Origin of the sequence: Motilibacter rhizosphaerae, assembly GCF_004216915.1 — a bacterium.
GTDB classification, from domain to species: Bacteria; Actinomycetota; Actinomycetes; order Motilibacterales; family Motilibacteraceae; genus Motilibacter; species Motilibacter rhizosphaerae.
Genome location: NZ_SGXD01000001.1, coordinates 744,482 through 759,874 on the forward strand (window position 1 = coordinate 744,482; position 15,393 = coordinate 759,874).

The following is a 15,393-nucleotide window of genomic DNA, read 5'->3' on the forward strand; positions in this document are numbered from 1 at the left end:
CGGCAGCGGACGACCGCCGCTGCCGCCCGCAGACGCCGAAGAAGCCCCGTCCTCGAGGAGGAGGTCCCATGAGCTCGACCCTGCGAGCCCCGGTCGAGGCCGCACCGCCCGCCCGGCCCGCGGCACCTGCGCAAGCCCGGCGTCGCCCGTCCCACCAGCGGCGCCAGTCCCTGGCCGGCGTGCTGTTCGTCCTGCCGTTCCTCGTCGTCGTGGTGGTCTTCCTGGCGCTGCCGCTGGGCTTCGCGCTCTGGCTGAGCCTCCACACCTCGAGCCTGGCGCTGGGCGACCACTTCAGCGGGCTCGACAACTACCGGCAGGCCTTCACCGACCCGGTGTTCCTCGCCGGCGTCCGGCGGGTCGTGCTGTTCGGCGTCGTCCAGATCCCCGTGATGCTGGGCATCGCGCTCGCCGGCGCCCTCGCGCTCGATGCGATCAGCACCCGCATGGCGACGGTCTACCGCTTCATCGCCTTCATGCCGTACGCCGTCCCCGCCGTCATCGGCGCGCTCATGTGGGGCTTCCTCTACAGCAAGACGTTCGGCCCCTTCGCCGGCGTGGGCAAGCTCCTCGGTGGCGGCCCGCTCGACTTCTTCGGCGGCTCGCTGCTCCTGGCGTCGCTCGGGAACATCGTGACCTGGGCCTGGACCGGCTACAACATGATCGTGCTGTACGCCGCGCTGCAGGGAGTCCCGCGCGAGATGTACGAGGCCGCCGTCCTGGACGGCGCGTCCCACGTGCAGATCGCCCTGCGGGTGAAGGTGCCGGCGATCCGGCAGGCGCTCTCGCTGGCGGTCATCTTCACGGTCATCGGCACCATGCAGTTCTTCACGGAGCCCTCGATCATGGCGCGCTTCGCGCCGGACATCGACGCGGGCTACACCCCGAACCTCTACGCCTACGCCCAGGCCTTCCGGTTCTCGGCCTTCAACTACTCGGCCGCGATCTCGTTCACGCTCGGCCTCGTGGTGTTCGTCATCTCCTACGCGTTCGTCTTCGTCAACCGCAGAAGGGCGGCCCGGACGCCGTGACCATCACCAGTGCCCCCAGCCGGCGCCGCCCGCTCTCGGAGCCGCGTACGCGCCTCGCCCACACGCTGATGGCGGTCGGCGTGCTCTACTTCGCCGTGCCGCTGGTGTGGATCGTCATCGCGGCGACCAAGAGCCAGCCGGACCTGCTCTCGACGCCGGCGCTGTCGTTCTCGACGAAGTTCAACCTGTTCTCGAACCTCCACGACCTGTTCGCGGAGGAGAACGGGATCTACGGCCGCTGGCTGCTCAACACCGCGCTCTACGCCGGCGGCGGTGCCGTGGGCGCCACGGTGCTCTCGGCGCTCGCGGGCTACGGCCTGGCCCGGTTCTCGTTCCCGGGCAAGCAGTTCTTCGAGAGCGCGCTGCTCGGCATGGTCATGGTGCCGGCGACCGCGCTCGTGCTGCCGACGTACCTCCTCCTCTCGCACCTGCACCTGGTCGACACGGTCTGGGCGGTGATCCTGCCGTCGCTGCTCTCGCCGTTCGGGACCTACCTCGTCAAGGTCTACGTCGACGAGAGCGTGCCCTCGGAGCTGCTCGAGGCCGCGCGGATCGACCGCGCGGGGGAGTTCCGCATCTTCCGCCAGGTCGCGCTGCCGATGATGCGGCCGGCCGTCGTCACGGTGTTCCTCTTCAGCCTCGTGGCGATCTGGAACAACTACTTCCTGCCGCTGGTCATGCTGAGCAACGAGCGGCTCTACCCGCTGACCGTCGGGCTGACGAACTGGTTCAACACCGCGCAGCAGGCCGGCGGCACGCGCTTCCTGTTCAACCTAGTGGTGACCGGGTCGCTCGTCGCGATCCTGCCGCTCGTCGTCGCGTTCGTCCTGCTGCAGCGCTTCTGGCAGAGCGGAGTGAGCACCGGGGCCCTCAAGTAGCCCCCGCGTGCAGCCCGCCCGCCCCGACCCCCGAGGATCTCCCCGTGCTCTCCGCGTCCTTCCCGCTGAACCCGTCCTTCGTCATCGCCCCCGTCAACCGGCGCACGTTCGGCACCTTCGTCGAGCACATGGGGCGCTGCGTCTACACCGGCATCTACGAGCCGGGGCACCCGACCGCTGACAAGGACGGGTTCCGCGGTGACGTCCTCGAGCTGACCCGGGAGCTCGGCGCCACCGTCGTGCGCTACCCCGGCGGCAACTTCGTCTCGGGCTACCGGTGGGAGGACGGCATCGGGCCGGTGGGCGAGCGCCCGGTGCGCCGCGACCTCGCTTGGCACAGCCTGGAGACCAACGAGATCGGCATCGACGAGTTCGCGCGGTGGGCGAAGAAGGCCGACCTCGAGATCATGTACGCCGTCAACCTCGGCACCCGCGGCGTGCAGGAGGCGCTCGACGTGCAGGAGTACCTCAACCACCCCGAGGGCACCCGGCTGTCCGACCTGCGCCGAGCGAACGGCGCGAAGGAGCCGTACGACGTCGCGATCTTCTGCCTGGGCAACGAGATGGACGGCCCGTGGCAGACGGGGCACAAGACCGCCCACGAGTACGGCCGGCTCGCCGCGGAGACCGCCCGCGCGCTGCGCTCGGCGCAGCCCGGCATCGAGCTGGTGGCCTGCGGCAGCTCGAGCTCGTCCATGCCGACGTTCGGGGCGTGGGAGGCCGAGGTCCTCGAGCTGGCCTACGACCAGGTCGACTACATCTCGGCGCACGCCTACTACGAGGAGCACGACGGTGACCTGGCGAGCTTCCTCGCCAGCGCCGTCGACATGGACCACTTCGTCGCCAGCGTCGTCGCCACCGCGGACAGCGTGGGCGCGCGACTGAAGAGCACGAAGAAGATCGGCATCTCGTTCGACGAATGGAACGTGTGGTACCTCAGCCGCTTCGAGGGCGCTCCCACGCCGGAGGAGTGGGCGGTCGCGCCGCGCGTGATCGAGGACCACTACAACGTCGCCGACGCCGTCGTCGTGGGGAGCCTGCTGGTCTCGCTGCTGCGGCACAGCGACCGCGTCACCGCCGCGTGCCAGGCGCAGCTGGTCAACGTCATCGCGCCGATCATGACCGAGCCCGGCGGACGGGCGTGGCGTCAGACGATCTTCCACCCGTTCGCGCTGACGGCGCGGCTGGCGAAGGGCGAGGTGCTGCGCGTCGAGCCGCGGGCCGCGACCGTCGAGACCGCCCGCTACGGCACGGTGGCCGCGCTCGACGCGGTCGCGACGCACGACCCGCAGACGGGCGAGGTCAGCGTCTTCGCGGTCAACCGCAGCACGAGCGAGCCGACGGAGCTCACCATCGACCTCACGGCCCTGCCGGGCCTGCAGGTCGCGGAGACCTGGACCGTGGCCGACGCCGACCCGTACGCGCGCAACACCGCCGACGACCCCGAGCGCGTCGTGCCGCGGGAGAACGGCAGCGCGTCGCTCAGCGGGGGGACGCTGACGCTCGAGCTGCCGCCGGTGAGCTGGAGCGCCGTACGCCTCGTGCCGGCAGGCTGAGCGGCAGCGGGCCGGGGGCGCGGAGCGCCACGCCGAGGCCGACCAGCACGGCCGTGCTCGGGAGCCACTGCACGAGGGAGCCCGTCACGGCGTCGAGCCAGCCCGGCAGCAGCAGGGCGAGGGCGGCCAGCAGGACGCGCCGGTCGCGGGCGATCGCCAGCGCGGCGACACCCGCGACGAGCAGGTAGACGGCCGGGTCGCTGTAGTAGGCGGCCTGGAGGGGGTCGAGCGCGACGCGCACGGCGACGACTGCCGCGGGGGCCACCCAGACGGCGTGGGGCGAGCGGCGCAGCAGCAGGGCGAGCCCCGCGCCGGCGGCGATCGCGAGGCCCCCCTGCGCGAGCCGGTACGACCACGGGACCGGGGTACCGAGGCCGAGCAGGAGCGCGGGCAGGGAGCCGCGGCGGGCGTCCCAGTCGAACTCGCCCATGTGGAACGAGCCCGACGCCACCTCGGGGCCCCAGCTGAGCGCGGTGACGGCCAGGCAGGCCGCCGCGGCGCGCAGCCGGTCGCGCCCCTGGGCGAGCAGCAGCAGCCCGACGCCCATGAGCGCCCAGCTGTCGAACGCGGTCGCGAGCCCGAGCAGCAGTCCGGCCCGGGTCCCGCGGCCCGCCCGGGCCTCGAGCGCGGTGAGCAGCCAGAGCAGGCCGATGAGGGCGTGCGTGGGGTGCGCGAGGTCCATGCCGACCGCCCCCACCCCGACCGCGTACGCCGTGGCGAGGAGCAGCCCCGCCCCGCGCGCAGTGTCGTCGGCGGAGGTCGGCGCGAGCACCCGGCGGACGACGGTGACGCAGCAGCCGGCGCTGATCGCCGTCATCGCGGCCACCTCGCTCGGCGCCGCGGGCAGGTGCAGCACGCGCACCGCGCTGCCGAGCACCGCCACCAGGGCGAGCGCGAGGGGCCCGGTCTGCACGACGGGGTCGTCGAAGACCCGGTCGAACGACCCGTGCAGCAGCGCGTCCCCGTGCGCCTCGAACAGCGCCCAGTCCGCGGGGACCCACTGCAGGTCGCAGTCCAGCGTGGCGAGGACGGCGGCGAGCGCCGCCACGGCGTACCAGTGCGACCAGCACCAGGACGCCAGTCTGCGCGCGGAGGGCATCACCCCCGCACCCTCGGCAGTGCGCGGCGCCGACCTGACCAGCGGCGCGTCACCCTCCCGGATGCTCCTCGCCGGCGCCGGCCGGCCGATGGGAAGGCTGCACGGCAACCGGCACGAGGAGCGAGCATGGCCAAGGACGAGGCCGCCGACAAGGCAGAGGCGCCGAAGAAGAAGGACAAGAAGAAGCTCATCATGATCGTGGTGGGCATCGTCGTCCTCGGCGCTGCGTACAAGTTCGTGCTCGCGCCCAAGCCCGCGCCGGCCAGCCCGGCGGCCGCCGCCGCTGCCTCGGCCGCTGCCACGGCCATCCCGACGGGCCCGCCCGGCATCGTGGTGACGCTCGACCCGGTCAACATCAACCTCGCCGGGGACGGGCACTACCTCAAGCTCGGCTTCTCCCTGCAGATGTCGAAGGCCGCGGGGGCGACGATCCCCGAGGGTGCCTTCGCCATGGATGCCGCGATCCGCATCTTCACCAACCAGTCGGTGCAGACGCTGAGCAACGGCAAGCAGGTCGAGAAGCTCAAGCACGAGCTGCTGACCGAGATCGAGGAGTACTACGAGTACAAGGTGCAGGCGATCTACTTCACGAGCTTCGTGACGCAGTAGTCCAGCACCACCCGTACGGGCAGGGGGCGGCGCGCAGGTTCACCCGTCAGGGCTAAGGCTCGCGCCCCCCGCTGCCGAGAGTCCCTCTCGTGAGTGGACAGCCCAACCGGGTCTCGACGCGCAGGGTCGGCCGCAGCAGCAGCAGCGGCGAGTCGAACGTGGACGCGTACGACTTCCGCCGCCCGACCAAGCTCTCCCGCGAGCACGTACGGACGCTGCAGATCGTCTTCGAGACGTTCGCGCGGCAGTACACGACGCTGCTCACGTCGACCCTGCGGGCGAGCAGCCAGGTCTCGCTCGTGTCCATCGAGCAGCTGACCTACGACGAGTACATCTCGCAGCTCGCGAACCCCACGCTGATGATCACGCTCAGCGTGGAGCCGCTCGTCGGCGCCGGCGTGCTGGAGTTCAGCGTCGGCAGCGCGATGGCCTGCGTGGACCACGTGCTCGGCGGGCCCGGCGCCCTCGACCAGCCGGAGCGCCCGCTCACCGAGATCGAGATGTCGCTGCTCCGCGAGCTGCTCGAGCGCGTCCTGCACGAGCTCAAGTACGCGTTCGAGGGCCTCGTCACGCTCGACCCGCAGATCGTGGGCTACGAGTACAACCCGCAGTTCGCCCAGGTCGCCGGCCCGACCGACCTCGTGCTCGTCGCGTCGTTCGACATGAAGATCGGCCTCGTCGACACCGTCGCCACGGTGTGCCTGCCGTTCGCGCCGACCCTCGCGGTCCTCGAGGCCAACTCGAGCAACCACTTCAGCACCGAGCGGGAGCGCCAGCAGCGGCTCAACGCCGCCGCGCTCATGGCGACGCGTATGGAAGACGTCCACGTCGAGGTGCGCGTCTGCTTCGACGAGACGCTCACCCACCCCGAGGACCTCGTCGACCTGCGCCCCGGCGACGTGGTGCCGCTGCGCCACGCGACCAGCCAGCCGCTGACCGTCCGCACCGAGGACGTCGTCTTCGCCCACGCCACGCCGGGCTCCACCGGCAAGCGGCTCGCCGTGCTCGTCGTCGAGCCGCCGCCCCGGGACGACGGGCCGCCGCAGATCCTCTCGACGAGCCCGCTCCGCCCCGCCCAGCCCCTTCCGACCACTTCCGGGAGCACCGCCCCATGAGCACGTCCGTGCCGCAGGAGATCATCGCCGCCGTCGTCGCCGCCGCGACCGCCGCGGCCCCGCAGCTGCCGGCGTCGAGCCCGCTTGCGATCGGCGCCCCGGTCATGGACCTCGCGGCGCTCCCGCTGCCCGCCAACGCGGCCACCGCCGTCGTCGCCGACCTCGGCGGGGGCGTCCGCGGCACCTCGCTCGTCATCGTCCCGACCGACCTCGTCGAGGCGCTGCAGCAGAGCCCGCTCGGCCAGCTCGACCTCGCCTCCGCGGTGCGCCCCGGCCTCGCCGCGGCCGCCGAGGCGTTCGGCCAGGCCGTCCTCGACGCGCCGCTCGAGCTGCCGATCGACGTGGCCCTCGAGCGCCTGGCCGGCGCGGGTGCCGCCGTCGCGGTGCCGCTGCTCGACAACGGCCAGGTCGTCGTCGTGTACGCGGCGGCCATCTCCGCGACCGGCGCCGCCCGCCCCGCCGCCGGTGGCGGGCGCCGGCCGCAGCGCAACGGCGGCCTCGAGCTGCTGCGCGACGTCGTCATGGAGGTCACCGCCGAGCTCGGCCGCACGCGGATGACGGTGCGCGAGCTGCTCTCGCTCACCCCCGGCTCCGTGGTCGAGCTCGACCGGGCCGCCGGGAGCCCCGCTGACCTGCTCGTCAACGGCACGCTGATCGCCCGCGGCGAAGTCGTCGTCGTCGACGAGGAGTACGGCATCCGCATCACCGAGCTCGTCGGCCCGGGGGCGGACGCCGAGGGCGCCGCGTGAGCACGGGTCGCGCGCTCGTCCAGCTGGTCTTCGCGCTCGGCGCCGTCCTCGCCCTGCTGCTCCTCGTCTCCAAGGTGCTCGGCCGCGCCGGCTCCGGCCGCAAGGGCAGCAACCTCGAGGTCCTCGCCCGCCGCCAGCTCGCCAAGGGCGCATCGGTCGCGGTGGTCCAGGTCGGCAGCCGGGCCCTGGTGCTGGGCGTGTCCGAGCAGGGCGTCCGCCTGCTCTCCGAGGCCGAGGCGGCCGAGTTCACCGCACCCGTCGAGGAGACCGCCGAGGACGGCGAGGCCGCTGACGGCCTGCCGACCCCCGGCCGGCCCGGGCGCCGCGCCCGCACGCTGTCCACCCCCGGCGGCGCGCTCGCCGGCAGCGTGCTCAGCCCCGCGACCTGGCGGCAGACCGCCGAGGTGCTGCGGGAGCGGACGACGAGGCGCGGATGAGCCTCCGCGCGCGCCGCAGCGCGCTGCTCGCCGGCGTCCTGACCGCTCTGCTCGTCCTCCCCGCCGGCGTCGCTGCCGCCGCCTCCCCGTCCGCCCCGACGGCACCGCGGACGCCCAGCACCCCGGGCGTCACGGTCAACCTCACCGGGCTCGTCGGCAAGCCCAGCTCCTCGCTGACGATCATCCTGGCGATCACGGTCCTGTCCGTGGCCCCGACCCTGCTGCTGCTCACCACCTGCTTCACCAAGGTGTTCGTCGTGCTCGGCCTGACGCGCAACGCGCTCGGGGTGCAGAGCGTCCCGCCGAACCAGGTGCTCGCCGGCATCGCGCTGTTCGTCTCGCTGTTCATCATGGCGCCGGTGCTGAGCGACATGAACAAGGACGGGGTGCAGCCCTACCTGCACGGCGAGAAGACCCAGGCGCAGGCGTACAAGGACGGCGTCGCCCCGCTCCACGACTTCATGGTGAAGAAGACCCGCAAGGAGGAGCTCGCGCTCTTCACGAAGGTCGCGCAGAAGGGCAAGCCGAAGGACGCCGCGAGCGTCCCGCTGAGCACGCTCATCCCGGCGTTCATCCTGTCCGAGCTGAAGAGTGCGTTCATCATCGGCTTCGTCATCTTCATCCCGTTCCTCGTCATCGACATCGTCGTCAGCGCAGGCCTGATGTCGATGGGCATGATGATGCTGCCGCCAGCCATGATCTCGCTGCCGTTCAAGATGCTGCTCTTCGTCCTCGTGGACGGGTGGAGCCTCGTCATCACCTCGCTCGTGCAGAGCTACCACTAGAAGGGCTTGCCAGTGAACGACTCCGCGATCCTCGACATCGGGCTGCAGACGATGCTCCTGGCGGCCAAGCTCAGCGCACCCATGCTCGTCACCTCGCTCGTGATCGGCTTCGCCGTCTCGCTCTTCCAGTCGGTCACGCAGATACAGGAGCAGACGCTGAGCTTCGTGCCCAAGGCGCTCGGCGTCGGGGTCGCGATCCTGCTCACCGGCAACTGGATGCTGCACTCGCTCATCGCCTTCACGCACGAGCTGTTCAACCGCGTACCCGCCCTGCTGTCGTCCTGACCCGCCACCGGCGAGGAGCCTCGTGAACGTCCAGATCGCCGCCCCGCTGCTGGTGAGCTTCCTGCTCGCCACAGTGCGCGCGGCGGCTTGGCTGTTCGTGGCCCCGCCGTTCGCCACCCGCTCGATCCCCTCGACGGTGAAGGCGGTGACGGCGTTCGCTCTCGCGCTGCCGGTCGCGCCGCGCCTCCGGGTCCCGGTCGAGTCGCTCAGCACGCCGTCGCTCGTCGCCGCCGTGGTGCTGCAGGTCTTCACCGGTACGGCGCTGGGCTTCGTGAGCTACCTGCTCTTCGCCGCGGTCCAGGCTGCGGGTGACTTCATCGACCTGGTCGGGTCGTTCTCCATCGCCAGCGCCTATGACCCGATGTCGCAGGCGCAGAACAGCGTCTTCGGCCGCTTCACGTACCAGATCGCGGTGATGCTGCTCTTCGCGGTCAACGGCCACCTGCTCGTCATCGAGGGGTTCGAGAAGTCGTACGACCTCATCCCGCTCGACGCGACGGTCGACCTCACCCGGCTCGACCACGTCGTGACCGTGGGGCTTGCGCAGATGGTGATGATCGCGCTGGAGATCAGCGCTCCCATGGTCGCCGTGCTGTTCATGGTGGACGTCTCCATGGGCCTGCTCACCAAGGTCGCCCCGTCCCTGCAGGCGTTCTCGCTCGGCTTCCCCGCGAAGATCCTCACGACGCTGCTCCTCTTCGGGGCCTTCATCCCGCTGTTCCCCGGTGCCGTCGACCACGTCGTCGACCTCACGCTGCACGCGCTCAAGGCGCTCTACCCGGCGGGGGGTGGGTCGTGAGCGGCGAGAAGACGGAGAAACCGACAGCCAAGCGCGTCAAGGAGGCCCAGCGGGAGGGCCGCACCCCGAAGACGCCGGACTTCGCCGGCTGGATCGGGCTGCTCAGCGCCAGCTTCGTCATCCCCGCCACGGCCGGCCACGCGACGAACGTCGCGCGGCAGACCCTCCTGCAGTCGGTCGACATCATCGCGGACCCCGACCCCCAGCGGGCGGCGATGCTCTTCGTCCACGGCATCGAGTCGGGCGTGGCCCTCGTCATCCCCATGGCGATCGTCATGATCGTGATCGGCTCCGTCTCCAGCATCGCGCAGGGCGGCCTGCACATCGCGACGCACAAGCTGAAGCCGAGCTTCAAGTCGCTGAACGTCCTCGCCGGGCTCAAGCGGCTGGTGGGTCCGCACGGTGCCTGGGAGGCCGTGAAGTCCCTGCTGAAGCTGACGTTCCTCGGCTTCGTCGTCTGGCACGCCGTCGCCGGCGTGCGGCCGCTCCTCGCGTACGGGACGGCGCTCCCGCTCTCCGCCGTCCTCGCGACCGTCGGACGCACGACGCTCGAGGCGATGCGCGAGGGGGCGTGCGCCGGCCTGCTCATCGCGGCGGCGGACTACGGCTGGGTCCGTCGCCAGTACTCCAACAAGATGAAGATGAGCAAGCAGGAGATCAAGGAGGAGGGCCGCGCCGCAGAAGGTGACCCGGCCGTCAAGGGCAAGCGGAAGTCGAAGCAGTTCGAGCTCGCCCGCCAGCGCATGATGAACGCCGTCCCCCAGGCCGACGTCGTCATCGTCAACCCGACGCACGTCGCCGTCGCGCTGCGCTACGACGCGGCCCAGGGCGCTCCCCGGGTCGTCGCCAAGGGCTCGGGGCACGTGGCGAAGCGCATCCGCGAGCTGGCCCAGGAGCACCGCGTCCCGATGGTGCAGGACATCCCGCTGGCGCGCGCGATCTACGCCTCGGCCGAGGTCGGGGACGAGATCCCCCCGGAGCTCTACACCGCCGTCGCCCGCGTGCTGGCCTTCGTGCTGTCGCTGCGCGCACGCGGATCCGCTGCAGGTACGCACAAGCTGCCGGCGCTCGCGCAGCGCCGCTGACGCACTAGCTCCGTCGCAGCCGCGCGCCCGCGAGCTCGCCCGTCCGCCGGACGAGCCGGGCCGCGATCTCGCGGCGCGTGCCCCCGTCGCAGAGGAGCAGGTGCTCGACCGCGCCGATGCGGCCGGTGTCGTCGGCACGGCGGGAGCGGACGGCGTACTCCAGCGAGGCGAGGTAGCCGGCACCCGGGCCGGGCCCGCGGACCTTGCTCCCCAGCGCCACCCGCTCGACGGGGCCACCGCGCTGCGAGCGCAGCGCCTGCATCGTGCCCGCAGGCAGCTCGAGGTCGAGCACGTCGCCGACGACGTCAAGCGCCGCCGCGACCGTGCCGCCCATCCGCGCGGCCCGCGCCGCGGCCACGAGCTCGTCCCAGCCCGCCTCGTCGATGCCGCGCAGCAGCAGCGCGCAGTCGGCGATCCAGCGCAGCGGCGAGGGGTGCCAGCCGACGCCGTGCGCGGCCGTGACGACGAGCTGGTGCGCGCGGCTCGGCACGAGGACCTCGGCCCCCGCCAGCGTCGCGGGGACCACCGCCTCCCACAGCGTGCCGGTGCTGCCGGGCTCCCACAGCGGGCGCCAGTGCAGGTCGAGCTGCGTGCCCGACTCCGGCACGTACGGGCTGGACTGCTTGCGCCGCCTGGCGTCCTCGGGAGGCTCCGGCTCGTACCAGTGCCACCCGCCCGCGACGAGCGCGTCGTGCGCGCGGACGGCGTCGGCCGCCGGCACGAGCACGTCGACGTCCTCCATCGGGCGCACGCCGACGTCGCCGCCCGTGCTCGTGGCGACCAGCGCGGCGCCCTTGAGCAGGACGACGGGGATGCCGGCCCCGGCCAGCAGGCGCAGCCCCGGGCCGGCGGCGTGGAGGAGCCGCTGGTTGGCGTACCACGCGTGCCGGTAGACGCCCTGGAGCCGGGCGCGCTCCGGTGCCTCGACCCCGAGTCGCTCGAGGTTGCGGTAGAGCAGCGGCAGCAGCCGGTACGACACGGGCTCGAGGTCCGTCGGGTCGTGGTGGCGGCGCCACTCGGCGTACGCCTCCCGGCCGGTGTCGCCGTCGAGCAGGGCCGCGCGCAGCAGCAGCCGGCGCTCGGCGCCGGGCAGGGCGGAGTTGCGCTCCGTCGTCACGGGACCGGGACCTCCTGCGCGGCCGTCCGCCCGTCCCGGAGCACGACGACGCGGTCGGCCGACGCTGCCGCCGCCGAGTCGTGCGTCACGACGAGCACCGAGGGGCGCCACGGCAGCTCGGCCAGCGTGGTGAGCAGGTGGGCGATGGCGGCGTCGTCGAGGTGCGTCGTCGGCTCGTCGAGCACGACGAGCCGGGGCTCGCCGAGCAGGGCGCGGGCGAGCCCGATGCGCTGGCGCTGGCCGCCGGAGAGCAACGAGCCCTCCTCGCCGATCCGCGCGTCGTAGCCGTCGGCCAGCCCCGCCACGACCGCGTCGGCGCCGGCGCGCCGTGCCGCGAGGCGGACCTGCTCCATGGTCGCCTCGCGGCCGTGGCGGATCGCCTCGGCCACGGTCCCGTCGGCGAGCACCAGCTCCTGCAGCACGACGCCGAAGCGGGCGCGCAGGTGCGCGAGGTCGAGCTCGTCGTACGCCACGCCGTCGGCCCGCACGACCCCCGACTGCGGCCGGTAGAGGCCGAGCACGAGCGCGGTGACCGTGCTCTTGCCGGCGCCGTTCGGGCCGACGAGCGCGACGCGCTCGCCGGGGCGCAGCACGAGGTCGAGGTCCCGGATGAGGGGGCGCTCGTCGTAGCCGAAGGACACGCCCTCGAGCCGGACGTCCCCGCTGAACTCGATGCGCCGCGTCCCGCGGTACGGGGGTTCCGCGTCCGCGTCGAGCACCTCCTGCACCCGCCGGAGCGACGCGCCGCCGGTGACGAGGGCCGGCAGGGCGCCGACCACCGTGCTGACGCTGCGCAGCAGGAGCGCGGCGATGGCGTAGAAGGAGAGCAGCGCGCCGATGGTCAGCGAGCCCGCGCTCACCTCGCGGCCGCCGACGACGAGCACCGCGATCCCGGCCCCGGCAGCGACGGTGCCCTGCGCGATGGTCCAGGCCGACACCCGCCACGCCAGGCGGCGCCCGGACTCGCTCAGCGCCTCGACCGTGCGGGTACGCCGGGCGAGCTCGGCCTCGGCGGTGCCGAGCGCCGTGACCATGACCATGCCGCGCAGCCCCTGGGTGACCTCGGCGCTGAAGCGGTCGAAGTGCCGGTGCCAGTCCTGCGCGTAGCGCTCGACCACCGCGCCCAGCCAGCGGGAGAGCAGCGTGAGCAGCGGGAGGACCCCGGCGAGCACGAGCGTGAGCAGGGGGTCGAGGACGGCGGCGAGGACCCCGAGCGCCGCGGTCACCACGACGGCCGGCAGGAAGACCGACAGCGACTGGCTGATCACGAGGTCGAGCCGCTCGGTGTCCTGCACGACGCTGCCGTGGACGCGGCCCGGTTCCTGCGCGTCGTACCACCCGCGCGGCAGCTCGTAGAGCCGGTGCCACAGCCGGGTGCGCAGCCGCGTCATCGCGTCCTTGGTCGCGATGACGACGACCCAGCGGTTCGCGAGCCCGACGAGGGCGCTGAGGACGTAGAGCACGAGCACCGCCGCCCCGGTCCAGGTGACGCCGGTCGAGTCGTGGTGCGGCAGGTCGGTGTCGAAGATGCGCCGGACCAGCAGCGCCGCGGGCAGCAGCACCAGCGACTGCACCACGGAGAGCACCACGCTGAGCGCGAGGAGGCGGTGCGCGCCGTCGAGCAGCTGGGCGTACGCGCGGACCGCCGCCCTCACGGCGCCACCTCGCGCCGGCGCCGCAGCGCCTCGCGCACCACGCGGGTGAGGTCCACGCGCGAGCCCGGGTCCTGGCGCCCGGTGTTCGTGGCGTGCAGCCGCCGCCGCAGCACCACCTCGGGCACGTCCACGGCGACGAGGCCGGCCTCCTGCGCCCGCGCGTACCAGTCGATGAACTCGCCGACCCGCAGGTCCTCGCGCAGCGGCCCCACCCGCTCCACGAGCGCGCGACGCAGCAGCACACCGCCGAGCAGGTGGCCGGGCGTGCTGGCCGTGGTCGCGGGCCGGGGGGCGTGCGCCGGGTCGACGTCGGGGCTGACGAACTCCTCGACGCGGCCGCGCACGACATCGACCTCCGCGCCCAGGGCGGCGAGGCGCACGGCGAGGGCTCCGGGGAGCCAGAGGTCGTCGGCGTCGAGGAACCCCAGCACCGGGGCCGTCGTCCGCGCGATGCCGGTGTTGCGGGCGGCGCCGGGCCCGCGTGCCTCCGTCTGCACGAGGCTGACCCGCTCGCCGAAGGAGCGCGCGACCGCCGCGCTGCCGTCGGTCGAGCCGTCGTCGACGACGACCACCTCGGCGGGCGCGGGGACCTGGCCCAGCACGCTGTCGAGCGCCTCGCCGAGGTAGCGCTCGCCGTCGCGCACCGGCACGACGACGGCGACGCCGGTCACGGCCCCTCCGCGCACAGCCGGGCGACGAGCTCGACCGCCTCGCGCGGGTCGCCGCCGAGGTCGAGGTGCCAGACGGGCACGGCGCGGGCGAGCGCCGCGAGCGGCGCCAGGGCCGCTCCACCGTCGGGCGGCAGCTGCAGGACCGTGGTGGGCGCCAGGGCCATGAGCGCCTGCGCCGCGGTGGCCGGCCGCAGCCGCGTGGGGGAGCCCGGCACCGGTCGGGGCAGCACCAGCGCGCGGACGTCGAGGGCGCGGACCAGCCGGTCGCCGTGGAGCGCGCCGACGTCGACCACGCGCTTCGCGCCGTCGTACGCCGAGGGGTGCACGGGCGGCAGCCCGGGCAGCAGGGCCGCCGACTCGGCGGTCAGCTTGGCGGTGCCGTAGACGCTGTGCGCGCGCACGCCGGTGCCGGTGGCCGTCTCCGCCCCGGTCTCGACGAGCACGTAGTCGTCGCCGGCGTACTGCAGCCCGGCCTGCAGCGCCGCGACCGCGGTGGTCGACTTGCCCGACCCGCCCGGACCGGCGAGCAGGACGCCGGAGCCGCCGGTGCCCACGCACGCGGCGTGCACGAGCAGGCGCCGGGGCCCGCGCAGCGCCCAGTGCAGGAGGGTGCGCAGCGGCGCGGCCCGCTCCCACCACGGGACGCGGTCGCGGTCGAGGACCCAGAAGAGCGCCTCGCCCGTCGAGCGGCGCACCAGGGAGAGCGCGCGGAAGTCGCCGTCCAGCGCCATGAGGTCGCCGTGGAAGACGGTGCTGACGTCGTCGTCGCTCACCCCGGCGACGAGCCCGCGGTGGCCGACGTCGGGCGCCTGCCACGGGAACCGCGGCGGCGCGACGCCGGTGCTGCCGGAGTCGAAGAGGCGCACCTCCAGCGCCGCGTCGCCGGGCGGTACGCGCAGGTGCCCCAGCGCCATCGTGAGGTCGGGGACCAGCTCCTCGCCGGCGAAGGCCAGCCGCAGGCGCACGCCGCCCACGTCGAGGTCGACGTCGTGGCGCCCGCGGCGGCGCGCGGCCTCCTGCCAGCTCGCCGAGGCGGCGTCGAACCACGCGCCCGCGGCGGTGACGGTCCCGGTGCTCACCCAGTCGAGCCGGTGAGCGCCTGGGGCCAGCCGTTGTCGTCGGCCTCGTGCACCGGGTCGAGCAGGAGGAGGTACTCCATGTCGTCGTAGCGCTGGAGCAGCGGCGCGGCGTACGCCTCGGGCGCGTCGCCGAGGACCACCTCGCCGTCCGCGGCTGCCCCGCCGGGGGAGAGCAGCTCCTCGGCGAGCAGCTGGCCGGTGAGCGCGGCGACGTCCGACGCGACCTGCGCGGGGTCGGCGCCGGGGTAGCGCGCCGCCAGCGCCGCCGTGCACCGCTCGACCGGCACGCCCTGCGACAGCGCCGACCACGCGGCCGGACCGGTGCCGGTCAGGCTGTAGTAGACGCCGGTCGTGAGCGCGATGAGGATGGTCTCCCCGTCGAGCGTCTCGTGCACGACCTTGCCCGGTTCGACGGCGTACGCCGTCCCTTCCGCCATCATCGCCTG

General features: G+C 73.5%; 17 protein-coding genes. 11 read left to right on the forward strand and 6 right to left on the reverse strand.

The genetic code is table 11. From position 1 onward, the window contains the following. Positions 1–68 precede the first annotated feature (68 nt). The 3 genes from EV189_RS03365 to arfA are packed head-to-tail and all read left to right on the forward strand — an operon-like array spanning position 69 to position 3,462. Positions 69–1,028, forward strand: a complete 960-nt coding sequence (locus EV189_RS03365) for a carbohydrate ABC transporter permease (protein ID WP_130491506.1) — start codon at positions 69–71, stop codon at positions 1,026–1,028. Then, complete coding sequence (locus tag EV189_RS03370) at positions 1,025–1,906, forward strand: carbohydrate ABC transporter permease (RefSeq protein ID WP_231116018.1); 882 nt, start codon at positions 1,025–1,027, stop codon at positions 1,904–1,906. Before EV189_RS03365 ends, EV189_RS03370 begins: the two co-directional genes overlap by 4 nt. Positions 1,907–1,950: 44 nt before the next feature. Continuing rightward, positions 1,951–3,462, forward strand: a complete 1,512-nt coding sequence (arfA, locus tag EV189_RS03375; RefSeq protein ID WP_231116019.1) for an arabinosylfuranosidase ArfA — start codon at positions 1,951–1,953, stop codon at positions 3,460–3,462. Here arfA and EV189_RS03380 read toward each other — a convergent pair. Further along, the gene (locus EV189_RS03380; RefSeq protein ID WP_130491507.1) at positions 3,389–4,564 is read right to left on the reverse strand and encodes a hypothetical protein; all 1,176 of its coding nucleotides are present in this window, start codon (positions 4,562–4,564) and stop codon (positions 3,389–3,391) included. The genes arfA and EV189_RS03380 overlap by 74 nt on opposite strands. A 123-nt stretch (positions 4,565–4,687) precedes the next feature. Between EV189_RS03380 and EV189_RS03385 the strand changes: the two genes are divergently transcribed. From EV189_RS03385 to EV189_RS03420, 8 genes are all read left to right on the forward strand, one after another. Beyond that, positions 4,688–5,170: a flagellar basal body-associated FliL family protein gene (locus tag EV189_RS03385; RefSeq protein ID WP_130491508.1), complete on the forward strand. Its 483-nt coding sequence runs from the start codon at positions 4,688–4,690 to the stop codon at positions 5,168–5,170. Positions 5,171–5,259: 89 nt separating this feature from the next. Continuing rightward, positions 5,260–6,285 carry a flagellar motor switch protein FliM gene (locus tag EV189_RS03390; RefSeq protein WP_130491509.1) on the forward strand — a complete coding sequence of 342 codons (1,026 nt, stop codon included), beginning with the start codon at positions 5,260–5,262 and terminating at the stop codon, positions 6,283–6,285. Then, positions 6,282–7,034, forward strand: a complete 753-nt coding sequence (gene fliN, locus EV189_RS03395) for a flagellar motor switch protein FliN (protein ID WP_130491510.1) — start codon at positions 6,282–6,284, stop codon at positions 7,032–7,034. Before EV189_RS03390 ends, fliN begins: the two co-directional genes overlap by 4 nt. Beyond that, a complete protein-coding gene (locus EV189_RS03400) occupies positions 7,031–7,471 on the forward strand; it encodes a flagellar biosynthetic protein FliO (RefSeq protein WP_130491511.1) in 441 nt (146 codons plus the stop codon). Before fliN ends, EV189_RS03400 begins: the two co-directional genes overlap by 4 nt. Continuing rightward, a complete protein-coding gene (gene fliP, locus EV189_RS03405; RefSeq protein WP_130491512.1) occupies positions 7,468–8,256 on the forward strand; it encodes a flagellar type III secretion system pore protein FliP in 789 nt (262 codons plus the stop codon). The genes EV189_RS03400 and fliP overlap by 4 nt, the downstream gene beginning before the upstream one ends. A 12-nt stretch (positions 8,257–8,268) precedes the next feature. Continuing rightward, positions 8,269–8,541: a flagellar biosynthesis protein FliQ gene (gene fliQ / locus EV189_RS03410; protein ID WP_130491513.1), complete on the forward strand. Its 273-nt coding sequence runs from the start codon at positions 8,269–8,271 to the stop codon at positions 8,539–8,541. Positions 8,542–8,563: 22 nt separating this feature from the next. Next, positions 8,564–9,340, forward strand: coding sequence for a flagellar biosynthetic protein FliR (locus EV189_RS03415; RefSeq protein WP_130491514.1), 777 nt, complete (start codon positions 8,564–8,566; stop codon positions 9,338–9,340). Then, complete coding sequence (locus EV189_RS03420; RefSeq protein ID WP_130491515.1) at positions 9,337–10,425, forward strand: EscU/YscU/HrcU family type III secretion system export apparatus switch protein; 1,089 nt, start codon at positions 9,337–9,339, stop codon at positions 10,423–10,425. Before EV189_RS03415 ends, EV189_RS03420 begins: the two co-directional genes overlap by 4 nt. Positions 10,426–10,429: 4 nt before the next feature. Here the strand turns inward: EV189_RS03420 and EV189_RS03425 are convergent, their stop codons facing one another. Genes EV189_RS03425 through EV189_RS20010 form a run of 5 tightly spaced genes read right to left on the reverse strand, consistent with a single transcriptional unit; the run spans position 10,430 to position 15,384 of the window. Continuing rightward, positions 10,430–11,542, reverse strand: coding sequence for a nucleotidyltransferase family protein (locus EV189_RS03425; protein WP_165400103.1), 1,113 nt, complete (start codon positions 11,540–11,542; stop codon positions 10,430–10,432). Beyond that, on the reverse strand, positions 11,539–13,197 hold the full coding sequence (locus tag EV189_RS03430) for an ABC transporter ATP-binding protein (protein WP_165400104.1): 1,659 nt from the start codon (positions 13,195–13,197) through the stop codon (positions 11,539–11,541). The genes EV189_RS03425 and EV189_RS03430 overlap by 4 nt, the downstream gene beginning before the upstream one ends. Further along, positions 13,194–13,868, reverse strand: a complete 675-nt coding sequence (locus EV189_RS20000; RefSeq protein ID WP_165400105.1) for a glycosyltransferase family 2 protein — start codon at positions 13,866–13,868, stop codon at positions 13,194–13,196. Before EV189_RS20000 ends, EV189_RS03430 begins: the two co-directional genes overlap by 4 nt. Continuing rightward, the gene (locus EV189_RS20005; protein WP_165400106.1) at positions 13,865–14,947 is read right to left on the reverse strand and encodes a hypothetical protein; all 1,083 of its coding nucleotides are present in this window, start codon (positions 14,945–14,947) and stop codon (positions 13,865–13,867) included. Before EV189_RS20005 ends, EV189_RS20000 begins: the two co-directional genes overlap by 4 nt. After that, on the reverse strand, positions 14,944–15,384 hold the full coding sequence (locus EV189_RS20010) for a PqqD family protein (protein WP_165400107.1): 441 nt from the start codon (positions 15,382–15,384) through the stop codon (positions 14,944–14,946). The genes EV189_RS20005 and EV189_RS20010 overlap by 4 nt, the downstream gene beginning before the upstream one ends. Between the last annotated feature and the right edge of the window lie 9 nt (positions 15,385–15,393).

Coding starts and splice junctions, on each gene's coding strand:
- EV189_RS03385 (WP_130491508.1), top strand. CDS start 4,688: ATGGCCAAGGACGAGGCCGCCGACAAGGCAGAGGCGCCGAAGAAGAAG.
- EV189_RS03365 (WP_130491506.1), top strand. CDS start 69: ATGAGCTCGACCCTGCGAGCCCCGGTCGAGGCCGCACCGCCCGCCCGG.
- EV189_RS20010 (WP_165400107.1), bottom strand. CDS start 15,384: ATGGCGGAAGGGACGGCGTACGCCGTCGAACCGGGCAAGGTCGTGCAC.
- fliN (WP_130491510.1), top strand. CDS start 6,282: ATGAGCACGTCCGTGCCGCAGGAGATCATCGCCGCCGTCGTCGCCGCC.
- fliP (WP_130491512.1), top strand. CDS start 7,468: ATGAGCCTCCGCGCGCGCCGCAGCGCGCTGCTCGCCGGCGTCCTGACC.